At 62.5% G+C, this 19,018-nt stretch carries 14 protein-coding genes; 4 read left to right on the top strand and 10 right to left on the bottom strand.

From position 1 onward, the window contains the following. Window positions 1-19: 19 nt before the first annotated feature. Window positions 20-415 (bottom strand): GFA family protein, encoded by a 396-nt coding sequence (locus ACN9MY_RS16655; protein ID WP_426335792.1) that lies wholly within the window; start codon window positions 413-415, stop codon window positions 20-22. Further along, window positions 412-879, bottom strand: a complete 468-nt coding sequence (locus tag ACN9MY_RS16650; RefSeq protein WP_426161520.1) for a GNAT family N-acetyltransferase — start codon at window positions 877-879, stop codon at window positions 412-414. Before ACN9MY_RS16650 ends, ACN9MY_RS16655 begins: the two co-directional genes overlap by 4 nt. A 237-nt stretch (window positions 880-1,116) precedes the next feature. Between ACN9MY_RS16650 and ACN9MY_RS16645 the strand changes: the two genes are divergently transcribed. Continuing rightward, complete coding sequence (locus ACN9MY_RS16645; protein WP_426335791.1) at window positions 1,117-2,514, top strand: hypothetical protein; 1,398 nt, start codon at window positions 1,117-1,119, stop codon at window positions 2,512-2,514. An 82-nt stretch (window positions 2,515-2,596) separates the two neighbouring features. Further along, entirely contained in the window at window positions 2,597-3,976 is a 1,380-nt protein-coding gene (locus tag ACN9MY_RS16640; RefSeq protein ID WP_426335790.1) for a hypothetical protein, read from the top strand. 16 nt (window positions 3,977-3,992) lie between these two features. On the opposite strand, the gene ACN9MY_RS16635 is transcribed toward ACN9MY_RS16640, so the two are convergent. The 4 genes from ACN9MY_RS16635 to ACN9MY_RS16620 form a co-directional block, all read right to left on the bottom strand. After that, window positions 3,993-6,398: a zinc-dependent metalloprotease gene (locus ACN9MY_RS16635; protein WP_426335789.1), complete on the bottom strand. Its 2,406-nt coding sequence runs from the start codon at window positions 6,396-6,398 to the stop codon at window positions 3,993-3,995. Between the two features lie 2 nt (window positions 6,399-6,400). After that, entirely contained in the window at window positions 6,401-8,572 is a 2,172-nt protein-coding gene (locus ACN9MY_RS16630) for a prolyl oligopeptidase family serine peptidase (RefSeq protein ID WP_426335788.1), read from the bottom strand. Window positions 8,573-8,662: 90 nt separating this feature from the next. Then, entirely contained in the window at window positions 8,663-11,038 is a 2,376-nt protein-coding gene (locus ACN9MY_RS16625; protein WP_426335787.1) for a putative bifunctional diguanylate cyclase/phosphodiesterase, read from the bottom strand. A gap of 2 nt (window positions 11,039-11,040) precedes the next feature. Continuing rightward, the gene (locus tag ACN9MY_RS16620; protein ID WP_426161514.1) at window positions 11,041-11,673 is read right to left on the bottom strand and encodes a methylamine utilization protein; all 633 of its coding nucleotides are present in this window, start codon (window positions 11,671-11,673) and stop codon (window positions 11,041-11,043) included. A 180-nt stretch (window positions 11,674-11,853) separates the two neighbouring features. Between ACN9MY_RS16620 and ACN9MY_RS16615 the strand changes: the two genes are divergently transcribed. Both ACN9MY_RS16615 and ACN9MY_RS16610 read left to right on the top strand, forming a co-directional pair. Continuing rightward, entirely contained in the window at window positions 11,854-13,620 is a 1,767-nt protein-coding gene (locus ACN9MY_RS16615; RefSeq protein WP_426323775.1) for a GGDEF domain-containing protein, read from the top strand. Between the two features lie 14 nt (window positions 13,621-13,634). Then, window positions 13,635-14,201 (top strand): hypothetical protein, encoded by a 567-nt coding sequence (locus ACN9MY_RS16610; protein ID WP_426335786.1) that lies wholly within the window; start codon window positions 13,635-13,637, stop codon window positions 14,199-14,201. A 6-nt stretch (window positions 14,202-14,207) separates the two neighbouring features. On the opposite strand, the gene ACN9MY_RS16605 is transcribed toward ACN9MY_RS16610, so the two are convergent. The 4 genes from ACN9MY_RS16605 to ACN9MY_RS16590 form a co-directional block, all read right to left on the bottom strand. Next, a complete protein-coding gene (locus tag ACN9MY_RS16605) occupies window positions 14,208-15,179 on the bottom strand; it encodes a tetratricopeptide repeat protein (RefSeq protein ID WP_426317976.1) in 972 nt (323 codons plus the stop codon). Window positions 15,180-15,254: 75 nt separating this feature from the next. Beyond that, window positions 15,255-17,234: a TonB-dependent receptor gene (locus tag ACN9MY_RS16600; protein ID WP_426335785.1), complete on the bottom strand. Its 1,980-nt coding sequence runs from the start codon at window positions 17,232-17,234 to the stop codon at window positions 15,255-15,257. A gap of 81 nt (window positions 17,235-17,315) precedes the next feature. Continuing rightward, window positions 17,316-17,672: a hypothetical protein gene (locus tag ACN9MY_RS16595; RefSeq protein WP_426335784.1), complete on the bottom strand. Its 357-nt coding sequence runs from the start codon at window positions 17,670-17,672 to the stop codon at window positions 17,316-17,318. Window positions 17,673-17,691: 19 nt separating this feature from the next. Beyond that, complete coding sequence (locus ACN9MY_RS16590; protein ID WP_426337641.1) at window positions 17,692-18,942, bottom strand: Hsp70 family protein; 1,251 nt, start codon at window positions 18,940-18,942, stop codon at window positions 17,692-17,694. Between the last annotated feature and the right edge of the window lie 76 nt (window positions 18,943-19,018).

Raw genomic sequence — 19,018 nt, 5'->3', positions numbered from 1 at the left:
TGGAACCGTGCGGCGGCAATCAGGGGATCCGCTCCGCATCGGGCGGCGGAACCACCCAGGCGTGCATTCGTTCTTCGTAGACCGACACCCGCGGCGCGGGAAAGCCAGGATCTGCAAAAGCCCCGACCGGAATTCCGACGAAGCCATCGATGCTATCGAGGCCGTAATAGACCGTCGAACCGCAAGTCGGGCAGAAATGAAATGTGGCCTTGCCGCCTTCATCGCCAATCCGCACGTACTCGGTGGAAGTTCCAGACACGGTGACGTTCTCACGCGGGAACCTGGCCTGCTCGCCGAACACACTGCCAGTCCTGCGCTGGCACGCCAGGCAATGGCAGATCGAGATCCTGACTGGTTCGCCAATCACTTCGGCGGTGAGCTGACCACAACTGCAAGACGCGAGGCGTTTTTTCATCGCATTGCTCCTGTTGGATGTTTGACCTGAAGGTCTGGCTTCGCTTCGTACATTCCCGGGAAATAGCGCTCCATGAGCGATTGCGGATACAAAGGCGCAGTGAAGCCATACTGCGCATACAGTCCATGCGCATCGCCAGTGGCAAGCGTAAAGCGGCGCAAACCCTGAAGTTCGGGATGTGCGAAGACTGCAGCCATCAGCTCCTTGCTGTACCCTTTTCCCCGATGTCCGGGCAGGACGAAGACGTCCACCAGGTTTGCAAAGGTCGTGTAATCGGAGATCACGCGCGCAAATGCGATTTGCTCCCGCCCCAGGAAGCCGCCAAAACAAAGCGAGTTCGCAATCGAGCGTTCGACCAGGTCGCGGGAAATGCCCTTCGCCCAACTGCTCTGCTCCGAAAGGAATCGGTGCACGAGCCCAGTATCCAGCTCGCCTGCTTTTGTGGTGATGCGGAATTCACTCATGCTGAAGGACACAGTTGATTGAAAATTCCGCAAATGTTAGCACGGCTGCGTTTCTGCCCAAGCGCTCCGCAACAAATTTCGAGGCTGTGACAAAGCGTGTATGTCTAGGCGGCTCGGCCGTCTATATTTAACTGGCAATCCATTCAATTCATTCATCGTCAACCGGTTGCAAGCAGCACGGATCCTGCGCGTACAGGCGCGCCATAAAAACTCAATCATCTGGTGAGGAGCGCTACCATGACACAAGCTGAAGTAGCAAAGCTGATCCAAAACATCTTCGACAACATCTTCAATTCCGTCACGCAGGCTGAACCTGGCGGCAAACCCGTCCTCCAGGCTTCGTCCACCGTACTCTCATTGATGAAGCCCGGCCTCGCCATCAATTCAGCCGACTTCCGCAATCCCTGGACTCCGGGTAACAGCAATGGCAGCCAGGACGCCGCCATCAACACCGCAGAATTGGTGGACGTAGCGCCAAAGATGTCGGCCATCTATACCGACAGCACGCGCAAGATCAGCGAAATGTACAAACAGATGCTGGACGGCGTGCACATTCCTGCACAACCGCCTAATCCGGCAGTCGAGAAGCAGCTCACCGATGCTGAGAACTACCTCTTCCGCACGATTACCGTGACCGATCCCGACACCGGCGAAGAGTCGAAGAAGAAGATCGAATCGCAGGTTTACCGCGACTACCTGGACAACCAGGCCGCGTACAACAATGCACGTATCGCCTACATTGGCGCCTTCCTGGAAGCCCAGAAAACCACGACCGGCAAGAATACCTGGCCGATGGTCGCATCGACCTTGCAAATCCCTGTGAAGACCGCCTACGACCGCTGGCGCGCTGAAGATGCCAACAAGGTCGAACAAAACCTGGCGATCAAAACGACCTCCGTCCAGAATGCACTGCAATTGGCCTGGAAGCAGGCGCAGGACCTGTTTGAAGGCTACGGCGTGGTGTTGAACGACACCGGCACCGGTCTCTCGCCCAAGTTGTACCGCGTGCAGCTGCTGCCGTCGGACTGGTATAGCAGCACCAGCAAATCCAGCGGCTGGACCACCTTCGACTCGGCATCGAGCAGCGTGGCAAACAGTTCCTCGTCCGACTTCACGTCCTATGGCGGTTCGGCGGGCTTCAGCCTCGGCCTGTTCAGCATTGGCGGTTCGGCCGGGCATAGCAGCTCGCAGCAGCACGCCAGCTCGGAGACCAACGGCCTGCGCGTCAGCTTTGAATACACGCTGGTCACCATCCGCCGCCCGTGGATGCAGGCCAGCCTGCTCTCAACCAAGGGCTGGGACCTCGGCAACCTGTACAAGAAAGGAACGCTTTCCAACGGCAGCAAGGCACACCAGGACGGTGAGCTGATGCCGCTGTTGCCAACCTCCTTCGTGGTTGTGCGCAAGCTGAAGATCTCCGCCAACTGGGCCAAGGCGGACTGGGACCTGATCACTTCGAAAACCAGCGGCGGAGGCGGTTTCGGGATCGGGCCTTTCAGCATCTCCGGCAACTATGCCCACTCCAGCACCAACCAGAAATTCTCGTCGGCGCTGGCGGCGGGGACGATCACGGTACCGGGCGTGCAGATCATCGGCTTCATCAGCCAGGTCGTGCCATACAGCCCGCCGGCCTAGTGTTTCGCCCTGGTTGAAGCCATGAGAGGCGGCTCCGTACGGAGCCGCCATTTGAGCACGCTGCTTTCAGCAAGGGGGTTCCATGTCCAATACCGTCGACTTTATCGGCGCGGTGTATGACGAACTGGCAAGGCTGCTGAACATATCGGACGCGAATCCCTCCACCGTCATGCAAATGGCCTGGCCGGGATTCTCGCTCTCCGCGCAGGACTTCAAGCCGGCCAACAACCCGAACGGTCCCTACGATCCCCAGGTCGCAAAGGAAACGTTCTCGCATATAGCGAACATCGCGCCATCGCTGGCCAACGCCTACTTCCAGAACTCCGGGCTCGAAGTGGATGACCTGTACGAAATCCTGCTGACCGGCGCAATCCCGGGCGGCGCAACACCGGACAACATCGGCACCAATCCGATGTACAAGATGTTCAGTGACTCGCAATACGAGTTCCTTCAAGCCAGGACCGGCAGCGCAACCGATCCCAATTCCTTCTACTATCCCTGCCTTGCAACACCGTCCAACTGGTACGACGAGGCTGCAGCGCAGTTCTGGCCTACGCTTAACATGCAATCCGGAGCAATCAAGCCGGCGGCGCAAACTTCCCAGTTTGTCAAGGCAGGCGGGCCGACACTGGTCAACAAAGGCGTATGGAAACTGCGGCCGGCAGACGTCACGAAGGCCAACTTGATCAAGGCCAATGCAAACCAGCTGATCGTAAAAAGAGCACAGGTGGCGCTCGCCAAGCCCATCGGGCCGATCCCCGTGGTGACAAAGCCCTTGAACTTGCATGCGGCAACAGCAATCAAGGCAATGCCTGCCATCGCTCCCCTCGCCGGAGCCAAGCCGGCTGTCATGGATGTGACGAAGTCACCCGTATTCGTCGCCAACCTGGCCAAGGCGAACGCCCAGACCTTGTTCAAGCAGAAAAGCGCGCCCGCAAGCTCCTACAACAGGTATAACCTGGCCAAGCAGCTCCAGGCGGTTGACCTGACGCAGAAGGATCTGAACGTCGGACGCATTGACGTCGCCAACCGCTACCACCTGGTGAACCTGGTCAACGAAGAATTGCAGACCAAACCCGCCGGCGCCAGCGACAACTTCAGCATCTCCTTCAGGTACTGCCGCGTGAACATCGACCGCAGCTGGTTCAAGCTCGCCCTGCTGAAAACCAAAAACTGGTACATGTACGGCACCAAGGCCGGCGAATATTCCAATGGCTCCGGCACCGACAATCCAGGCATGTTCCCGTTGCTGCCCACATCGTTCATCGTCATCCGTGACCTGAAGATTACCGCCAACTGGTCGAAGGAGGACCGGCAAAACCTCGGTCAGGCGACTGCCCTGGGCTATTTCGACATTCGCGATTCGACCCTGAACAAGGACACCCTGGAGGTAAAAGGCCTGCAGATCCTCTGCTGGCTTTCCACCGTCATGCCGCAACTGCCGCCGATGGCCCCGCCCTGACCCCGGCGGCCCTCAATCAGATTGGCGCGCCAGGCGGAATGGCCGGCAAAGCGCGAAGCTTGACGCTGCGCGGATCGGCCAGGTAGCGCAGTACATGGTCGGCTGCCTGGGCGCGGCTGGCGGCGGTGGTGCCCTTGCCCGGATTTGCTTTCAACCAGCCGGCGAACGCCCGCAGCTGCTGGCGCAGCCCGGCGTCGACGTTGGCATGGAGCTTGCCACCGTCCAGCGCCTGGAGGAGCGCATCGAGCACAACCCAGTTTGCGGCCAGTTGGACGGCCTCGCCACCGACCACCTTGACGGGTATTGGGCCGCGCTTCCAGCCACGCGACAGCGCGGCTTCGACGACTTCGTCGGCGCCTGGCATTGCAGCGTCGCGCGCGTGCTGCCAGTACAGGCGGTTCAAGCGGCCGCCTTCGAACAGGAAGTTCGCTGTCTGCGCTGCGCCCGTTTCGGCAGCGGACAGCGCATCGAAGACAGCGGTCATGCGGGTGCCGAAGTACTCCTTGTTGCGTTCAAAGCCTGTCGATGGCGGCGACAGCTGGTCGAGTACACCCGCCGGCAAAGCAAGGTATTCGGCACGCAGCGTATCGGCCAACCTTGACAGCGCAGCGCGCTGGGTTGGGGCAGGCATAACCTTGATGCCCGCGGCAGCGCGCCCGGCGCGGATGTCGGAACTGGTGGCGGATTCGTATTCGCCGCCAGCCAGCAAGCGGGCCACGGCTTCACCCTGATAACGCTGCAACAGGTACACCGGTACCAGGCGCGCCTCCAGTTCGCCGGCCTGGCGCTCGTCGGGCAGGACGTCAAGCGAGAAGTTGTCCAGCGCTTGGCGACGGATGGCGCCGAGCTGGTCCCAGGTTTTCAGGGTGTCCGGGCCAAAGTCCCACAACAGCCCATTCGGATGCGATGCGCCGGCCCCGCGCGAGTCCTCGTCAGAGACATATTGCAGGCCAGCGGCGCGAGCGCCGCTGCGCAACCTGGCCAGGCCGGAAGCTTCTGCTTCGCCGCTGCCGAAATCGCCATAAATGTGCTTGACCACGTAATCGTCCCAGGCGCCAACGCCTGCGCCGTAGGCGTCCTGCAAGTCGATCGCGCCATCGGAGCCGAGTTTCAGCACTGGATGCGGGTAATCCATTACCGAACCGTTGCCCTGCCGACTCGCCGCAAAGTTGTGTGCAAAGCCAAGGGTATGTCCTACCTCATGGGCTGCAAGCTGGCGCAGGCGTGCCAGCGCCATTTCCTCTGCAAGCTTGCGGCGCTCGGCGGGGGCGGATTTGCCGTAAGGCGCCAGCAAGGCCTCCGCAATCAGGATATCTTGTCGCACGCGCTGCGAGCCGAGCGTCACCGCGCCGCGAATCACCTGGCCCGTGCGCGGATCGGCAATCGCATTGCCATACGACCAGCCACGCGTGGCGCGGTGCACCCATGTGATCACGTTATAGCGCACGTCGGCCGGGTCAGCCCCTTCCGGCATCAGCTCGACACGAAAGCCGTCCTTGAAACCCGCTTTTTCAAAGGCGCTTGTCCACCAGCGCGCACCTTCGAGCAGCGCGGAGCGAACGGGCTCCGGCGCGCCGCGGTCCAGGTAGTAGACGATAGGCTTGCCGCCTTTTTCCAGCCGATGGCGCACTTGCCAGCGCACGTCAAGGCTGCTGGCAAGTGGCGTGGCGAAATCATAATAGCCCGTGTCAAAGCCGCCGGAAAACGGGTGGTAGCGGCGCGGCTTGTAGCCATTGTCCGGCAGTCGCACCATCGAAATATGCTGGCGCATGGACAGGCTGGCCGGATCGGCCGCCACCTGCTTGACGTATTCACCGGTACCTGGCCCGGCAAAGGTCAGCAAGGACTCCAGCTCAATATTGTCGGGGAATGCCTTGGCTTCCGCCGCCAGCACGGCGCTGCGTTTTTCATCCACGCGATAGGCGCCCTGCCTGGTCTCGTCGAGCCGCTGCACCACGCCGTGCTGGTCGGCCAGCAGGAAACTGGAGAAGTCGACCAGGTGGCGCGCCCCCTCGCTGGCGATGATCTCGCCCGACCACAACACCGCACCCGCAAACGACTCCGCCACGGCATTGCGCTCGTCTGCATCCAGGGAACGGGCTACAAAGCGCGTGTTCTCCTGCACCAGGAACAGGCGGTTGCCGAACTTCTGGAAACTTACCAGTTTCGGGCTGCCCGGCTGGCCGCGGTCCAGGCCGACGTCATTGGAGCCCAGGGCATAAGGCAAGGACGAGACCAGCAGGAAGGACTGGTTCAGTTCTCGCACGGAGAGCAGCACCCTGCCCTTCGCCGTGTCGCGCCAGACTTCGATGAAGCCCGGCTGCACCGCGAGCGACCGGGTCTGCTCGGAAAATGATTCAGGCGCTTGCGCCGCCGCGGCCGGCGCAAGCAAGGCTGTCCACAGCAGCAGGAGCGCGCGCATGCTTACTGGCCGCCGGTGGTCGTTGCCGCTGCCGCGGGATGCATGTCCAGTGCACGGGTCAGGAAGCCCCAACGGTCTGCCACTTCCTCGATCTGCTTGGTGGTCGGCTTGCCTGCGCCATGGCCTGCCTTGGAATCGATGCGGATCAGGATTGGAGCGGCGCCTGCCTGCGCGGCTTGCGCTGCGGCGGCGAACTTGAAGCTGTGCGCCGGCACCACACGGTCATCGTGGTCGGCAGTCATCACCATGGTGGCCGGGTAGCAGCCCCCCTGCTTCAGGTTATGCAGCGGGGAGTACTTGAGCAGGGCCTTGAACTCGTCCGCGTTGTCGGAGGAGCCGTAATCCGAAGCCCATGCCCAGCCGATGGTGAACTTCTGGAAGCGCAGCATGTCCATCACGCCCACCGCCGGCACCGCCGCACCGAACAAGTCCGGGCGCTGGGTCATCGCGGCGCCAACCAGCAGGCCGCCATTCGAGCCGCCGCCGATCGACAGCTTGGCTGGCGAGGTCACGTTGTTCGCCACCAGCCATTCCGCCGCGCCGATGAAGTCATCGAACACGTTCTGCTTTTGCAGCTTGGTGCCGGCCTTGTGCCAGGCCTCGCCGTATTCGCCGCCGCCGCGCAGGTTGGCAACGACGTACACGCCGCCCATTTCAACCCATGCCAGGTTCGAGACCGAGAAGCTCGGGGTCAGAGAAATATTGAAGCCGCCGTAGCCGTACAGGTAGGTGGGATTGCTGCCATCCAGCTTCATCCCCTTCCTCGACACGATGAACATCGGCACCCTGGTGCCGTCTTTGCTGGTGAAGAACTCCTGGCGTGTGTCGAAGGCGCTCGGATCGAAGTCGACCTTCGGCTGGCGATAGACGCTCGACTTGCCGCTCTTCATGTCCAGGCGGTAGATCGTGGTCGGCGTGGTAAAGCTGGTGTAGGCGTAGAACGTCTCCGTGTCGCTTGCCTTGCCGCCGAAGCCGGATGCGGTGCCCAGGCCCGGCAACGCTATCTCGCGTACCGGTTTGCCTTTCAGGTCGAACACCTTGACTGCGCTATGCGCGTCGCTCAGGTAATTCAGCACCAGCTGCTTGTTGACGATGCTGGCGCCGGCCAGGGTTTGCTGCGCTTCCGGAACGATTTCCTTCCAGTTTTCCATGGCGGGCTTGCGGATATCGATAGCGATGATGCGCGAGCGCGGCGCATTCTTATCGGTCAGGAAGTAGAACACCGGGCCTTCATTGTCGATGAAGTTGTAGGAGGCATCGAAGGCTTCCAGCAGGCCAACCACTTGCGCGTCCCTGGCCTTCAGGTCTTTGACGAAGACACGGTTCCTGGCTTCGGTGCCATGCGAACCGTTGATCACCAGGTAGCGGCCATCGTCGCTTACTTCAGCGCCAAAGCCCCATTCTTTCTGGTCCGGACGGTGATAAACCAGCGCATCGCTGTCTTGCCGGGTGCCCAGCTTGTGGAAGTAGACCTTCTGGAAGTAGTTCACGCCGGCCAGCTTGCTCTCTTCGGTCGGCTCGTCGTAGCGGCTGTAGTAGAAGCCGGAACCATCCGCGGCCCATGCGGTATTGGAGAACTTGACCCACCTGATATGGTCGGCCAGGTCCTTGCCGGTCGCGATATCGCGCACCTTGATTTCGTTCCAGTCGGAGCCTGATGCGGCGGTGCTGTATGCCAGGAATTTCCCATTCGGGCTCACGGCGGTGGCGGCCAGCGCCACAGTGCCGTCGGCGGCCAGCGTGTTGGGGTCGAGCAGCACGCGCGGCGTTTCGGACAAGCTCCTCGCCGTGTACAGGACCGCCTGGTTCTGCAGGCCGTCGTTGCGGCTGTAGAAGTAGCGGCCGCCCTTCTTCGATGGCACGCCATAACGCTCGTAGTTCCACAGCTTCGTCAGGCGCGCCTTGATCGCCTCCCGTTCAGGGACCTGTCCCAGCCACGCTTGCGTTACCTTGTTCTGCGCAACCACCCAGGCCTTGGTCTCGTCGCTGTTGGCGTCTTCCAGCCAGCGGTATGGATCGGCGACCACGGTGCCGTGGTAGTTGTCCTGCTGGTCGGCCTTCCTGGAATCCGGATAGGCCACGGCCGGCGCAGTCGACGGGCAGGTCTGGGCAAAGGCAGGTGCGGAGAAGGCGGCGAACAGCGAGAGTGCTAGGGTGGCGCGCTTGAATGGCATTTGTCGTCCGTAGAGTAGTTATGATGCGGCAGCGATCATAACGTGAACTTTGACGAATAAGTAACTCTCCGAAGCCGGCGGCGCCAGCTATTATTCGGCCAATGCTGACGCTTTCCAGTTCTCGACCCAGCCCGCCAGTTCGCCGGCCGGCATCGGGCGGCTCATGTAATAGCCCTGCCCCTGGTCGCAGCCCATCTCCGCCAGGATGTTCCACGCGGCCTCGCTCTCGATGCCTTCGGCCACCACGCGCAGGCCCATATTGTGGCCAAGGTCGATGGTCGAGCGCACGATCTTTGCGTCGCCCACGTCATTCGCCATGTTCAGTACAAACGATTTGTCGATTTTCAGTTCGTCGACGGGCAATCGTTTCAGGTAGGCCAGCGAAGAATACCCTGTGCCGAAATCGTCAATCGAGAGATCGCAGCCCATGCCATGCAGCCGTTCCAGCGTTTGCTGGGCGCGCACCGGGTCGTCCATGATCGCGCTTTCCGTGATCTCCAGGCAGAACGCGCCAGGCGAAACGTGGTGGCGCATGAAGATCTCGCCGAACTTGAATGGCAATTCCTGGTCCAGCAGGTCGCGCGTGGAAAGGTTGACCGAGACCTTGAGGTGAATGCCGCGTTGCGCCAGTTCATGGCACAACTCCGCCGAGCGCTCCAGCACCCAGTGCGTGATCACGCGGATAAAACCGGTCTGCTCGGCAAACGGGATGAACTGGTCGGGGAAAACGTTGCCGCGCACCGGATGCTGCCAGCGCACCAGCGCTTCCATGCCCACGACGTGGCCGGTGGCCAGGGTCACCTTCGGCTGCACGAACAGGCGCAACTGATTGCCCTCCACCGCCTGGCGCAGTTCCGTCAGCAGCGACAGGCTTTGCTGGCTGCCTTTATCGATCGCGTCCTCATAGACCACGGCGCCTTCGTTGCGCTGCTTGGCGGTGTACATGGCGATTTCCGACTTGCTCAGCAACTCTTCGCCGTCGACGCCGTTCTCGGGGAAGCCGGCGATGCCGATGCCAGCCCCGATGTCGACCATCTGCTCGTCCAGCGACAGCGGCGATTCCAGCGCCTGCAGGACCTCCGCTGCGACGACCACGGCCTGGTCCAGGTTGGAGCCGGCCAGCAGCACGGCGAATTCGTCGCCGCCCAGGCGCGCCACCTGGGCCGGCTGGCGGCGATTGGCCAGCTTTTGCATCAGCCGGCCCGCCACCTGCTTCAGCAAGGCGTCGCCGAAACTGTGGCCCATCACGTCGTTCACATGCTTGAAGCGGTCCAGGTCCATCATCAGCACATACACCGAACCGCCGCGCTTGCGCGCTTCGCCAATGGCTTCGTTCAGCAGCAGCAGGAACTGGGCGCGATTCGGCAGGTTGGTCAGGGGATCCCAGTACGCCAGCCGGCGGATTTCCTGCTCGCGCTTGGCGATACCGTCGCGCATGCTGCCAAAGGCGTGCGCCAGTTCGCCGATCTCGTCGGCGCGGGAAGAGCCGATATCGACCTTGTAATCGCCCTGCTCCAGCTTCTTGGCGGTATCGGCCAGCTGGCGAAGCGGCTGCGCGATGCGCTTGGCTGTCAGCACGCTGGCCACCACGCACACCACCATGCCAACGACAGTCAAGCCGAGCAGCCAGCGCTCCAGGCGCGCATATTCCGCAGTTGCTTCGTCGATCGAGCGGCCCAGCATCGCCACCGCGACATTGCCATCGTCCACGCCAATCTTGGTCATGTGCACGCTGAGCTTGTCGCCGCCGACGTCGACGTCGAACGCTTCGGCTGGCATGCCGCCCATGCCTTGCAGCTGCTGCATGAAGCGCTCCACGGCGGCCGGCGCAAGACTGGACGCCACGGGGAGCCAGCGCCCGTTCGCATCGCGTGTCAGCAGCAGGGTTTGCAGCGCCGTGGTTTCCTGCATGTCGCGCGCCAGGCGTTCATCCAGCGGGAAGGTCATCACCACGAAGCCGATCGTCACCGGCGCCTTTACCGGCACCACGACGACCTGGTACGGCAGCCGCTCGACGATGGCAATGCCATTCGCGCCTTCGCCCTGCTCGGCCTTGTCCAGCATGGCCATCACCATGTGCTCCAGTCCCGCGGCCTGCGCATCGCTGGTCGAAGCGACAACCTTGCGCTCCGGGCTCACCAGCATGGTCATGGCGGCCTTGATGCGGCGGCCATGGTTGGCCAGCGCCGATTCGATGGTGGCGCGATCATCGTCGTCCGTATTCCCGATCGCCGACAGGAAGCCGGCGTCGCGCGATAGCAGGCGCGCGCCGTTGCGCAGGTTCTGCGCGTTCTGGTCCATCAGCCGCGCAAAGACCTTGCTGCCGTTGACCAGTTCCGAGGCGATCGCAGCCCGTGCGTTGCTATCGATGCCGCGCTGGATAACGACCAGCCCGACCAGCTGCACCACGATCAGCAGCACGAGGAACAGCGTGACGATACGGCTTTCGAGGCTGCGGAATCGCATGGTCAGTAGCCTTGCGCGTCCGGATCGCTTGCAGGACGCTTGAGCGTGAGCCGGAAGGCGGCACTAGCCGGGCCGTCGGCCAGGCGTACGGCCTGCTCCTGAGGATTGCCGCCCGCCATATCGGGATGCCAGGCCTTCAGCATGTATTTGCCGGCGGGAGCGTCCAGCACCACGTCTCCAGTGGCATCGGTCTTGCCGAAATACGGCGTGTCGACGACACGCACGTAGGCGATCATCTTGTCGTGGATATTGCAGCCCAGGACCACGGTGCCCGGCTTGTCGAACGTCTGTGAGTCGGCGGTGGTGCCGGAATACAGCTTCTGGTCGAATTTGTGCGGCGCAGAAAAAGAATAGATATGGTGCCGCACCTTGTCGTTATTCGGGAAATAGATCTTGCTGCCGGTCTGGATCACCGTTACCAGGGGGATGAACTTCAAGCCCTTCTGGCTGATTTCACCGGCATTTTGCAGCTTGGGCAGCGGCTGGCCGCCATCGGCTTCGAGATAGACCACGGCATCGGCTAGCGGCTTGCCGTTTCCATCGGCGACGTGCACGGCAACGCTGGCCGCGACGGCGGCACCGGAAAAACAGCAGGCCGCCAATGCAGCGGAACGGATCAAGAACTGGCTCGGCATCGGTCTCAGTCAAGGACGTGGAAGCTTATTGTAACGCCAAAAAGTGTTTCCAGCGTTCATCATGCCGTCACAATTGCGACACACAATGATGGGGTTGCCATTTTTGCGACCACCATCGTGAGCACTTCTACCGCCACCCTCCCGCACAACGTAAGCTACCTGCGTCCTCCGCCAACCGACATGCTCGGCCAGCACCTGCTGGACATCATCCAGCGCCGCCAGCTGCACGCACTGTTCCAGCCTATCGTCCACATGCAAAGCGGCGAGATCATCGCATACGAAGGCCTGGTTCGCGGCCCTTCCGACAGCCCCCTGCATTCGCCCCTCAACCTGTTCCGCTTGGCGCGCGCCAACAACCTGTCGCGCGAAGTGGAATACCTGTGCCGCCGCATCGTCCTGGAGCGCTTCGCCGAACTGCAGCTGCCCGGCAAGCTGTTCCTGAACGTCAGCCCCGAGTCGCTGGTGCGCCAGCACGCCGGCAGCCAGGGTGAAACACTCGGCTACATCCACCAATTCGGCCTCAATCCCGCCAACGTCATCATCGAGCTGACCGAAAACCAGCCCACTTACGACTACGAGCGGATGCGCCAAGCGGTGCTGCATTACCGCAAAATGGGCTTCCAGATCGCAATCGACGACCTGGGCGAGGGCTTTTCCAGCTTGCGCCTGTGGTCCGAGCTGCGCCCCGAGTATGTCAAGATCGACATGCACTTCATCCAGGGCATCGATCACGACCCGGTCAAGCTGCAGTTCGTGCGCTCGATCCAGGAGATTGCCGACAAATCCAACACCCTGGTCATCGCGGAAGGCATCGAGAAGGCAGCGGAGCTGCTGGTGCTGCGCGACCTGGGCATCGCGTACGGCCAGGGTTACCACCTGGGACGCCCCCACATCCAGCCGGCACGGGCCTTGCCGGCGGAAGTCGTCAAGGTACTGGGCCGCAATGGCGTGGCGGTTTATCCGCAACGCGCTGCCGAGAGAAATGCCGTGTCCATCCGCAAGCTGTTGCACGACGTGGCCGCCGTGCCGCCGTCCATGAACAACAACGACGTCTATGAAATCTTCATGGCCGATCCCAAGCTGATGATCATTCCCGTGGTGGACGCCGGCCGCCCGCTTGGCCTGGTATCGCGCTTCGACATGATCGACCACTTCGCGCGCCCCTACCAGCGCGAGTTGTACGGCAAGAAACCATGCACGCTTTTCATGGATGCCAAACCGATCATTGCCGACGTCGACACCAGCCTGCAGGACCTGTCCTGCCGCATGGCCGAATCGGATGCGCACCACCTGTTCAATGGTTTCATCATCACCGAAGGCGGCAGCTATGTGGGCATGGGCACGGGCCATGACCTGATGCGCGAGATCACGCAAATGCAGATCAACGCTGCGCGCTACGCCAATCCGCTGACACAGCTGCCGGGCAATGTGCCGATCAACGAACATATCGACCGTTTGCTGGAGAGCGGCACGCGGTTCTGGGTCTGCTATGTGGACCTTGACCACTTCAAGCCCTTCAACGATGTCTATGGCTATCGCCGCGGCGACGACGTGATCCAGCTGACAGGCCATATCCTGGCTAAACACGGCGACCGCAATCGCGATTTCGTCGGCCATATCGGCGGCGACGACTTCGTGATCCTGTTCCAGAGCGAAGACTGGGAGCAGCGCTGCCATGCCGTGCTGGAAGATTTTGCCACCGCCATCGCCGGCTTCTACAGCAACGAAGACCGCGAGCGCGGCGGCTATATCAGCGAGGACCGCCAGGGCAAGAAGGTCTTCTATTCGCTCATGAGCCTGTCGGTGGGCGTGATCCGGGTCGAGCCGCACCAGTACTATTCGCACCACCAGATCGCAGCCAGCGCAGCCGACGCCAAGAAACAGGCCAAAAAGATACATGGCAACAGTCTTTTCCTTGACCGAAGGCTGCAAACGCAGGGGGCGTAGTCTATATTGGATTCATGAGCCCATTCATCTACAACCTGTGCCAGAAACCCATTGTCGGCTTGGCGATGGCAACTGTCGCACTGTGTGAATTCCCTCCGCTCATGAAGGACGTCCAGATGAAGCTCGGCGAAGCGGGCAGCGTGGCCGCAGCCGACGTCGAAGTGCCGGTGGATCTGAACTACTCCCTGGTGCTTGAAATGAGCAATCCTGCCGGCGAATCCCTGAGCAAGCAGGAAGTGTCGATCATCGGCGACCGCCGCGTGGAAGAATGCGACGAGAACGTCGACCTGGCCAAGGTTGCCAGGCAGGACCGCGCCAGCTTCGGCCGCCGAATGACATTCAAGGTGGAGGTGCGCCACAAACCGGACAATCTGCTGGTTCATTCGCGCACCGTGAATACCTTGTGCGTGGCCAGCAAATGGGCCAATCAGCGTTCGCGCAGCCTTGGCATCTTCCCCCTGTCCCGGGGCGCCTACAGCGTGCGCATCGAGAACGTGGAGGCCCAAGCCGGGCTGGAACGCCTGACCACCACGGTGGTACTGGCGCCGGGCACCGACCATCCCCTGTCCGCGCAGCGCTAAGCCGCATCAGCGCGGGCTGTTGCGCGCCTCCGGCACATGGGGGCGTGAGCGCAAGATTTCATCGAAATCAATATTGCCGTGGGCCTGCTCGTCAGGCAGCGCCGCATTCACCGCGCCGCCACGCAAGCCCGCCAGATTGTGCCGCGCCAGGGCGTGGCCCTGGGCGGCCGCGCGCCTGTACCAGCGCAGTGCTTCGGTTTGGTCCTGCGTCACACCCTGCCCCGTTGCATACAGCACGCCAAGATTATTCTGGGCCGCAGCATCGCCTTTTTCAGCTGCGCTGCGATACCAGTGCACGGCCTGCACCAGGTCGCGCTGCACGCCGTCGCCGCAGGCATACAGCACGGCGACGCTGAACTGGGCCTGGGCCGAACCGCCTTCCGCGGCCAGGGTGTACCACATCAACGCCTGCATCGTGTCGCGCTCAACGCCGGTACCGTGGGCGAACATGCTGCCCAGCAGGCATTGCGCGTGGACTTCGCCGCGCACCGCCGCCTTGCGCAGCCAGGCTTGCGCCAGCTTGCAGTCCGCTGCCACGCCGCGTCCGTTCAGGTAGGCCTCGCCCAGCAAGGCCTGCGCACTGGAGACGCCCTGCTCGGCTGCGCGGCTGAACCAGCGCGCCGCCATCTCCTCATTCACCGGCACGCCGCGGCCGCGCCGGTACATCTGCCCCAGGTTTTGCTGCGCGGCGGGGTCGCCCTGGCGCGCAGCGCGCCGGAACCAGTACAGGGCTTCGGCATCGCTGCTTCCGATGCCGAGGCCCTTGTAGTACATGGCTCCAAGCTGGTTCTGGGCGAAGGCCAGGCCCTGGAGCGCCGACATGCGCATCCAGCTGAATGCCTGGCGCGCGTCGGCCTCGACGCCGTGCCCGTTTTTGTAAAGAAGCGCCAGGTTGAACTGGGCGTAGGGATTGCCCCGCTGGGCGGGGCCAAGAAACCACCGGAAGATGCGCTCCCGGTCTGCCACACGTTTGCCCATCGTCGCCTCCCATACCCTGGATTGTTATCTAAAGTATAAGAAGCGACTCCGTGCTACGTTTGATTTTGCGCAAACTCAGAACTTGGCGCGCACACCAAAGACAAAGCTGCGGCCTGGCAAAGGCGAAACATCCTTCAGCAGCGAGGTCGATACGCGGATTTCGTCATTCAACAGATTCTTCGCGAGCACGAACCAGGTCAGGTCCATGTCCTTCAGCTTCTGCGTGTACGACAGGTTTGCGTTCAACTGGTTGTAGGAACCGGTTGGCGTGGACTCGAAAGCTGCCAGGCGATCTTGCGCCTGTGCGTGAATCCACGTGGCGCCAGCGCGCCAGTTGGCCGTGCGGTAGCCGATGGTGGCGCCCACGCGCGACGCCGGCTGCAACGGCAGGCTGCCGCTGTCCTTCAGGTCGCCGTGCGAGGTGTCGGCAAACAGGCGGCCGTTCAGGCCCATGGCCAAGGGGTTGTATTCGATCTCCGCCTCGGCGCCGCGCACGGTGGCGTCGCCCTGGCTGAACAGGCGTTCGCGGAATTCGCCGCCATCATTTCCTTCTTCATCGAGGGTGCGCCCGGTAACGTGGCCGTAAATGAAGTCGGAGATGCTGTTGTGGAACAGGTTGGCTTTCCAGCGAATCAGGCCGGCCGTCTTTTGCAGCGAGAACTCGATATTGCGCGAAGTCTCCTTGCGCAGGTTCGGGTCGCCCTGGTCGAAGGTGATGGTCGCATCGTGCGGGCCGCCGGAGTACAGCTCCTCGGTCGATGGAGCGCGCTGCGCGCGCGACAGCGTCAGGCCGGTCGCATAACCTGGCGTGAACGACCACAAGGCGCCCAGGGCGCCGCTTTGCAGCGAGAACGAGCGATCCAGCCCGCTCACCGGCTCGCGCTTGATGCGTTCCAGGCGCAGGCCGGCATTGACACGCACCGGTCCCCATTCCTTTTCCTCGACCAGGAAGCCGGCGGTCGAATTCGAGCGGGTCACCGGCACGGTGTCCGGCCCGCCTTCCGCGCTCAGCGCAGAGAAGTGCGTCAATTCGGTCTGCATGCCGAAAGTGCCATGCCAGCCGCTGATCGCCTTGTGCACGGCCTCGGCACGGGTTTCGACGGCGCGGTTCTTGAACAGCACTTCCGGCTGCCCATCGTCGCCCAGTTCAGCATGGTGGTAGTCCGTGTAGCCGGCCTTGAACTTGGCCGATTCGATGCCGGGCAGCGGGTTCTTGAACAGGCTGTCGATGTCGTAACGGGTCTGGTGCTGGTCGATCGTCGAACCCTCCGCACTCGGGATGCCGTACTTGTTGTCCAGGCCCGAGACGGAGGCGCCGACATAACCCCAGCTATCGATGTAGGAACCGCCAAATCCGGCGCCCTTTTCCCTGGTGCCGGAATGCGGCAGGCGGCCCGAAGCCGAGTCAGGATCGCCCTCGATACGGTTGCCCGGAATCTTGTAGTCGCCCGTCTGGCGGGTGTTCGCATCCAGGTGCAGCGCCAACTTGCCGATAGCGCCGTCGATGGTGCCGGAGCTCGCCTTGCCGTCATCGACGGTGCTGTAGCGCGCTTCCGCCTGGCCGGTCAGCTTCGGCTCCAGCGCGGGCGGAATGCGCTCGTTCACCACGTTGACCAGGCCGCCAATCGCGCCCGAACCGTACATCAGCGAAGCCGGGCCGCGCAGGATTTCGATCTGGTGCGCCACCGAACCTTCCGCAGATACCGCGTGGTCGTTGGACAAGCCCGACACATCGGAAACGGCCATGCCGTTCTCCAGCATCTTCACACGGGCGCCTTCCAGCCCGCGGATGATCGGGCGCGAAGCGCCGGCGCCGAAGGCCGAGGACGACACGCCCAGCTCGGATGACAGCGTTTCGCCCAGCGAGTTGGCCATCTTGTCGCGCAATTCGTCGCCGGACAGCACTTTGGCCGGCAGCAGGATTTGCTCGGTTTCGCCTTTATGGAAAGGGTTGGCGGTCACGACGACCTTGGTCACTTCGCCGTCATCGGCGCAGGCAATGGCGGATACGGCCGACAGGACGGCGCCTGCCAGCAAGGAGTACTTGAAATTCATATTTAACCTCTGGATACGACAAACAATAGGCAGCGCGCGGCGCAAGGCCGCGGCGGCGGCAAAAGCACGACGTTGTTTGTGTCAGGCCAGGGGTGGCGCGCGCGAATCGTAGGCGCGTGCGGTGCGCGCGCTGTGCAGCTGCGGCAAGGCGGCGCCGGCTTGCGGCGCGTTGTAGTCGACAGACGGGAAGGTGAAGCTTGGCGTGTGGATCGCCGTCGCCAGCGAGGCAAAGGCCGCGCACTGGCTGCAGTTGTGATCCAGCGCGAGGCCGGCGCTCAGGCCATTGCCATCGACGTCGACATCGCTTGCCTGCTGCTGTTCGCTGCCATGTCGGAAGTCCGACCAATGCGATACCGCGTGCGCCATCCCGAGCTGCTGGGACAGGACCAGCAGCACCGCGAGCAAGACGTGCAGGAAATGGCGATTGGCTTTCTTCACGGCGGCTATTGTAAGCAGATTATGCAAACTTGCGCAATGCATCACGTGCCAGGCCGGCCCCGATGCTGCCGAACAGGTCGCCCTCGACGCGGCGGGCGCCCGGTACCAACGCGGCAATGCGCTCGCGCAGCAGCCGCACGCCGCTGGAACCGCCCGTGAAGAAGATGGTGTCGACCTGTCCTGGCTGGACCCCGGCATCGGCCAGCAACTGGGTCACCGTGGCGCCGACGCTCGATACCAGGTGCTCCACCGCGCTGTCGAAACCGCTGCGCGTCACCTCCAGCAGCACCGGCGGCGCAAAGCGCTCCAGGCCGAGCTGCACCTGGTCCTCGGTGGACAGGCCGATCTTGGCCTCTTCCACTTTCAATGCCAGCCAGTGGCCGGCGCGCTCCACGATCAGGTGCTGCAAGCGTTCCAGCTTCGCAGGCTCGCGCGCATCGCGGATCATTTCCGTCAACTGCGCCTGCATCTTGCGCGTGTAAGCCTGGTTGATGGTGTGCCAGGTCGCGAGGTTGAAGTAGTAACTGGACGGCACCTCGGCGCCGCTCAGGAACTGGCTGCCATAGCCCAGCAGCGGCATGACGCTTGACAGGCTGAGGTACTTGTCGAAATCGGTGCCGCCGATATGCACGCCGCCGGTGGCAAGGATGTCGTCCACCCGCTCGGTACGCGCCACACGGTCAGGCCCAAGCCGCACCAGGGTGAAGTCCGATGTGCCGCCGCCGATGTCGGCAATCAGGACCAGCTCTTCGCGGTCGATCTGCGCTTCATATTCGAAAGCGGCCGCGATCGGCTCGTACTGGAAAGCGACCTCGCGGAAACCGACGCTGCGCGCGATGTCGGCCAGGGTATCTTGCGCCAGCTGGTCGGCGACCTTGTCGTCATCGATGAAATGCACCGGGCGGCCCATCACCACATGGTCGAAATGGCGGCCGGCGGCGCTTTCGGCGCGGCGCTTCACTTCCCCGATGAACTGGGACAGCAGCAGGCGGAATGGCAGCGCACGGCCGCCAACCTCGGTCTGGCCATCAATCAGGCTGGTGCCCAGCAGGCTTTTCAGGGAACGCATCAGGCGCCCTTCGCAACCGGCCAGGTATTCGGCCAGCGCGGCGCGGCCATAGCTGGTTTCCTCGTCTTCAGCATTGAAGAAAACCACGGACGGCAGGGTCATCTTGCCATCTTCGAGTTCCAGCATGATGGGCTGGCCGGGGCGCACCCATCCTGCGGTGGAGTTGGAAGTGCCAAAGTCGATGCCGCAAGCCTGTGCCATCTTAATCATCCGAAAACCAAAAGGGGCGATATTTTACCAGAGCGCGGCGCGGCTTGGGCGCCACACCAAAGCCAGG

The sequence above is a fragment of the Pseudoduganella sp. R-31 genome (assembly GCF_049913235.1).
GTDB lineage: Bacteria > Pseudomonadota > Gammaproteobacteria > Burkholderiales > Burkholderiaceae_D > Rugamonas.
The sequence above is the reverse complement of the archived record's forward strand: the minus strand, read 5'-3'. Positions and strand labels throughout refer to the sequence as shown.

Bases quoted from the DNA above. Each gene is read 5' to 3' on its own strand.
- ACN9MY_RS16645 (WP_426335791.1), top strand. From the start codon at position 1,117: ATGACACAAGCTGAAGTAGCAAAGCTGATCCAAAACATCTTCGACAAC.
- ACN9MY_RS16650 (WP_426161520.1), bottom strand. From the start codon at position 879: ATGAGTGAATTCCGCATCACCACAAAAGCAGGCGAGCTGGATACTGGG.
- ACN9MY_RS16630 (WP_426335788.1), bottom strand. From the start codon at position 8,572: ATGCCATTCAAGCGCGCCACCCTAGCACTCTCGCTGTTCGCCGCCTTC.
- ACN9MY_RS16620 (WP_426161514.1), bottom strand. From the start codon at position 11,673: ATGCCGAGCCAGTTCTTGATCCGTTCCGCTGCATTGGCGGCCTGCTGT.
- ACN9MY_RS16610 (WP_426335786.1), top strand. From the start codon at position 13,635: ATGAGCCCATTCATCTACAACCTGTGCCAGAAACCCATTGTCGGCTTG.
- ACN9MY_RS16600 (WP_426335785.1), bottom strand. From the start codon at position 17,234: ATGAATTTCAAGTACTCCTTGCTGGCAGGCGCCGTCCTGTCGGCCGTA.
- ACN9MY_RS16635 (WP_426335789.1), bottom strand. From the start codon at position 6,398: ATGCGCGCGCTCCTGCTGCTGTGGACAGCCTTGCTTGCGCCGGCCGCG.
- ACN9MY_RS16605 (WP_426317976.1), bottom strand. From the start codon at position 15,179: ATGGGCAAACGTGTGGCAGACCGGGAGCGCATCTTCCGGTGGTTTCTT.
- ACN9MY_RS16590 (WP_426337641.1), bottom strand. From the start codon at position 18,942: ATGGCACAGGCTTGCGGCATCGACTTTGGCACTTCCAACTCCACCGCA.
- ACN9MY_RS16625 (WP_426335787.1), bottom strand. From the start codon at position 11,038: ATGCGATTCCGCAGCCTCGAAAGCCGTATCGTCACGCTGTTCCTCGTG.
- ACN9MY_RS16640 (WP_426335790.1), top strand. From the start codon at position 2,597: ATGTCCAATACCGTCGACTTTATCGGCGCGGTGTATGACGAACTGGCA.
- ACN9MY_RS16615 (WP_426323775.1), top strand. From the start codon at position 11,854: ATGCTCGGCCAGCACCTGCTGGACATCATCCAGCGCCGCCAGCTGCAC.
- ACN9MY_RS16655 (WP_426335792.1), bottom strand. From the start codon at position 415: ATGAAAAAACGCCTCGCGTCTTGCAGTTGTGGTCAGCTCACCGCCGAA.